Raw genomic sequence first — 4,333 nt, 5'->3', positions numbered from 1 at the left:
CGCGCCCGTGCCGCCACCGCCCGCTGCGCCGAAGGGGCCGCCTGCCTTCGTTCCCCCCGGCGTGGCCGCGCCGCCCGCCGCGGCGAGGGCGCCGGCCGTCGCCGCGCCGCCCGACATGCCAGCCCGCGACAACGCCTGAAGAACAGCGATGCGCCCCGAAGAGGACATCATCGACGACAAGCCGATGCCGTTGCTCGACCATCTGATCGAGCTCCGCACGCGGCTTCTGCTCGCCTTCGGCGGGTTCGTGATCGCCTTCATCTTCTGCTACGTGTTCTCGAAGGAGATCTACGGCTTCCTCGCCGCCCCGCTTGCCAACATCCTGCAGGAGACGACGGGCCAGGAACGGCGGATGATCTTCACCGCCCTCTACGAGGCGTTCTTCACCTACCTCAAGGTGGCGCTCTGGGGCGCGATGATGATCAGCTTCCCGTGGTGGGCGACGCAGCTCTGGCTCTTCATCGCGCCCGGCCTCTACCGCAGCGAGAAGCGCGCCATCGCGCCGTTCCTGATCGCCACCCCCTTCTTCTTCGCCGCCGGCGCGGCCTTCTGCTACTACTTCGTCATCCCTGCGGCGTGGCGGTTCTTCCTCTCCTTCGAGAGCCCGGCCGGCCCGGGCGAGCTGCCGATCCAGCTCGAGGCGAAGGTCAACGAGTACCTCTCGCTGGTGATGCGGCTGATCTTCGCCTTCGGCTTCGCCTTCCTCATGCCCGTCGGCCTCGTGCTGATGTGCCGCGTCGGCATCATCACGCCGGAAGGCATGGCGGCGAAGCGGCGCTACGCCATTGTCGGCATGTTCGTTCTCGCTGCCGTCATCACCCCGCCGGACGTGATCAGCCAGGTTGGCCTCGCCGTGCCGCTGCTGCTGCTCTACGAAGGCTCGATCCTTGCGGCGCGGCTGCTTCGAAAGCGCGACCAGGCCGCCGCCGCGTCAAGCTGAGACGGGACGACCCCGATGCACGACATACGCCGGATCCGCGAGGACGCGGCCGCCTTCGACGCCGCTCTTGTTCGCCGCGGCCTGCCCCCGTCCGCCGAGACGCTTCTCGCGCTCGACCAGCGCCGCCGCGCGAGCCTGACCGCCTTCGAGCAGATGCAGGCCGCCCGCAACGCACTCTCCAAGCGAATCGGCCAGGCAAAGGGCAGGGGCGAGGATGCCGCGCCGCTTCTCGCCGAGGCCGCGCAGATGGGCGAGGCGATCGCACGCGAGGAGGCGGAGGCGCAGAGGCTCGGCGCCGAGCTCGACGCGGCGCTCGCGGGGCTGCCGAACGTGCTCGATGCCGCCGTGCCCGATGGCGCCTCGGAGGCGGACAATGTCGAGCTTCGCCGCTGGGGCACGCCGCGCGAGTTCGCCTGGCAGCCGCTGCAGCATTTCGAGATCGGCGAGCGCCTCGGCCTGATGGATTTCGAGGCGGCGGGGCGGATCGCGGGGAGCCGCTTCACCGTGCTGAAGGGCGCGCTCGCGCGGCTCGAACGCGCGCTCGGCCAGTTCATGCTCGATCGGCAAACGGGCGAAGGCGGCTACACGGAGGTCTCGCCGCCCCTCCTGGTTCGCGAGGCCGCGCTGTTCGGCACCAACCAGCTGCCGAAGTTCGCCGAGGACCAGTTCCGCACCACCGACGGCCGCTGGCTCATCCCGACGGCAGAGGTGCCGTTGACCAACCTGGTGCGCGAGATCGTGGTCGACGAGGCGACGCTGCCGATGCGCGTCACCGCGCTCACGCCTTGCTTCCGCTCCGAGGCGGGCGCTGCGGGACGCGACACGCGGGGGATGCTGCGCCAGCACCAGTTCATGAAGGTCGAGCTCGTCTCGATCACCCGGCCGGAGGACAGCGAGGCCGAGCACGAGCGCATGACCGCCTGCGCCGAGGCGGTGCTTCAGGCGCTCGAGATCCCCTATCGCGTCGTCGATCTCTGCTCTGCCGATGTCGGCTTCGGCGCGGCGCGGACCTTCGACATCGAGGCCTGGCTTCCCGGCCAGGGCGCGTATCGCGAGATCTCCTCGTGCTCCAACTGCCGCGACTTCCAGGCACGGCGGATGGATGCGCGCTGCCGTGCGGCGGGGCAGAAGGGCACGCGCTTCGTCCATACGCTGAACGGCTCGGGCATCGCCGTGGGCCGCGCGCTGATCGCCGTGCTCGAGAACCACCAGCAGGAGGACGGTTCCGTCGCCATCCCCGAGGTGCTGCGGCCCTACATGGGCGGGCTCGCGCGCATCGCCGCCGCATGAGCGCACGGCTTCCCCCGATCGCCGATCTTGCCGGGGCGCGCATCCTCGTCACCAACGATGACGGCATCCTCGCGCCGGGCATCCGCGTTCTCGAGCGCATCGCGCGCGGGCTGTCGCGGCATGTCTGGGTGGTCGCGCCCGAGACGCAGCAATCGGCCGTCAGCCATTCGCTGACCATCCGCCGCCCCTTGCGCGTCTCGCGCGCCGGGCCGCGGCGCTTCGCGGTCGACGGCACGCCGACCGACTGCGTGCTGATCGGCGTGCATGAGGTGATGGGCGGAAAGCCGCCCGACCTCGTCCTCTCCGGCATCAACATGGGCGCCAATCTCGGCGAGGACATCGGCTACTCGGGAACGGTCGCGGCGGCGATGGAGGCCTGCCTGCTGGGCTTCCGCGCCATCGCCTTCAGCCTGGACCTTCCGCGCAACGGATCGGTCTCGGAACGGCCGCGCTGGGAGACGTGCAGCCATTTCGCACCCGGCATCATCAACCGCCTCGCCGCGCTTCCCTGGCCGGACGCGACGCTGATGAACGTCAACGTCCCCGACCTCGCCGCCGAGGAGGTCAGCGGCATCCGCGTGGCGCACCAGGGCAAGCGCAAGCAGGGGCTCAGGCTGGAGAAGCGCGCCGACCCGGACGGGCGGCCCTACTGGTGGATCCTCGACTACAGCAAGGAGGAGGAGCAACCCCGCGGCTCGGACCTCTCCGCCATCAACGAGGGCGCGATCGCCATCACACCGGTCACGATCGACGCGACCGCGCGCGGCTTCCTGCTCGAGCTCCGCGCGGCCTTCGCCTGACATGCCGACGGACGCGAGCCGTATCCGCCTGATCCTCGGCCTCCGCCGCGCGGGCATCACCGATGCCTCGGTGCTGGCAGCAATCGAGAGCGTGCCGCGCGAGCGTTTCATCCCGGAAACGTTCCGCGACCAGGCGTGGGAGGATATCGCTCTGCCGATCGGCCTCGGCCAGACGATCAGCCAGCCGCGCGTGGTCGCGACGATGACCGAGGCGCTCAAGGTCAGCAAGCGCCACCGCGTCCTCGAGATCGGCACCGGCTCGGGCTACCAGGCGGCGGTGCTCGCGCGCCTCTGCCGCCGCCTCTATACGATCGAGCGGCACCCCGCGCTGCTCGAGCGGGCGGAGGGGATCCTGAAGGAGCTTGGCCTCACCAACATCGTTGCCCGCGCGGGAGACGGCATGGCCGGCTGGCCGGAGCTCGCGCCGTTCGACCGCATCATCGTCACCGCCGCGCCGAAGGAGGCGCCGCAGGCGCTGCTCGACCAGCTCTCCCCGGACGGCGGCATCATGGTGATTCCCATGGGAAGGACGGCGGACAGCCAGCATCTCTGGCGGCTGACGCGGAATGGAGAGGAGATCGCGCGGGAGAAGCTGATGGCGGTGCGCTTCGTGCCCCTTCTGCCCGGCGTGGCTGACGATACGAAGGCTTAACGGCTGCGGCGCGGCTGCAACACCTCGCGACCCATCGCATCGCCGCAGGCCCGCCGCCATTGCGCCACGACTCGGGGCGACGCTAAGTGCGACTCGGCATGAGAAGAGAGCATCGCATCCCCTCCGTGCTTGCCCCGCTCGCCCGCCTCGGCGCGGCGGCCGCAGCGCTTGCCCTGCTCGCCGCCTGTGGCGGACGCGGGCCGCCGCCTGCCTACGGGCCGTCGAGCGCGGAGCCGGTGACGGTGATCGTCCAGCGCGGCGACACGGTCTCGGCCATCGCGCGGCGGCATGGCGTGCCGGTGCAACCGGTGATCGCTGCGAACGGACTGCAGCCTCCGTACGTGATCCGGCCGGGGCAGGTTCTGCACGTGCCGGGCGTCCTGCCGCCGCCCCAGCCCGTCGTCGCCTCGCTGCCGCCGCCCGTTCCGGTCGTCGCGGCAGGGAGCGCCTCCTCGCTCGGGGCGATGGAGCCGCCGAGGGTGACCGCTTCGGCCGAACCCTTCGGCCCTCGGGCGGTGACCGAGGAAGCCCTGCCGCCCCCGCCAGGCGCGGCGCCACCCGCGGCGCCGCTCGCGACGCCCGCCGCGGCGGAGGAGGCCGAGCAGCTCGCATCGCTCCCCCTGCCGCCACCGCCACCTCCCGCACTGGCAG

5 protein-coding genes are annotated in these 4,333 nt (G+C 71.3%); all 5 read left to right on the top strand.

Annotation, left to right across the window (positions count from 1 at the left end):
- The first annotated feature begins 148 nt into the window (after positions 1-148).
- Positions 149-940, top strand: coding sequence for a twin-arginine translocase subunit TatC (gene tatC, locus FIF60_RS21255; protein WP_144300289.1), 792 nt, complete (start codon positions 149-151; stop codon positions 938-940).
- 15 nt (positions 941-955) lie between these two features.
- Positions 956-2,230: a serine--tRNA ligase gene (gene serS / locus FIF60_RS21250; protein ID WP_144300288.1), complete on the top strand. Its 1,275-nt coding sequence runs from the start codon at positions 956-958 to the stop codon at positions 2,228-2,230.
- Positions 2,227-3,030, top strand: a complete 804-nt coding sequence (gene surE / locus FIF60_RS21245; RefSeq protein WP_144300287.1) for a 5'/3'-nucleotidase SurE — start codon at positions 2,227-2,229, stop codon at positions 3,028-3,030. The genes serS and surE overlap by 4 nt, the downstream gene beginning before the upstream one ends.
- A 1-nt stretch (position 3,031) precedes the next feature.
- Positions 3,032-3,682, top strand: a complete 651-nt coding sequence (locus tag FIF60_RS21240; protein WP_144300286.1) for a protein-L-isoaspartate(D-aspartate) O-methyltransferase — start codon at positions 3,032-3,034, stop codon at positions 3,680-3,682.
- Positions 3,683-3,780: 98 nt separating this feature from the next.
- The coding region (locus tag FIF60_RS21235; protein WP_144300285.1) for a LysM peptidoglycan-binding domain-containing protein at positions 3,781-4,333 on the top strand (553 nt) is incomplete at its 3' end.

This window comes from Elioraea rosea, from assembly GCF_007644105.1.
Classification (GTDB): Bacteria; Pseudomonadota; Alphaproteobacteria; order Acetobacterales; family Acetobacteraceae; genus Elioraea_A; species Elioraea_A rosea.
The sequence above is the reverse complement of the archived record's forward strand: the minus strand, read 5'-3'. Positions and strand labels throughout refer to the sequence as shown.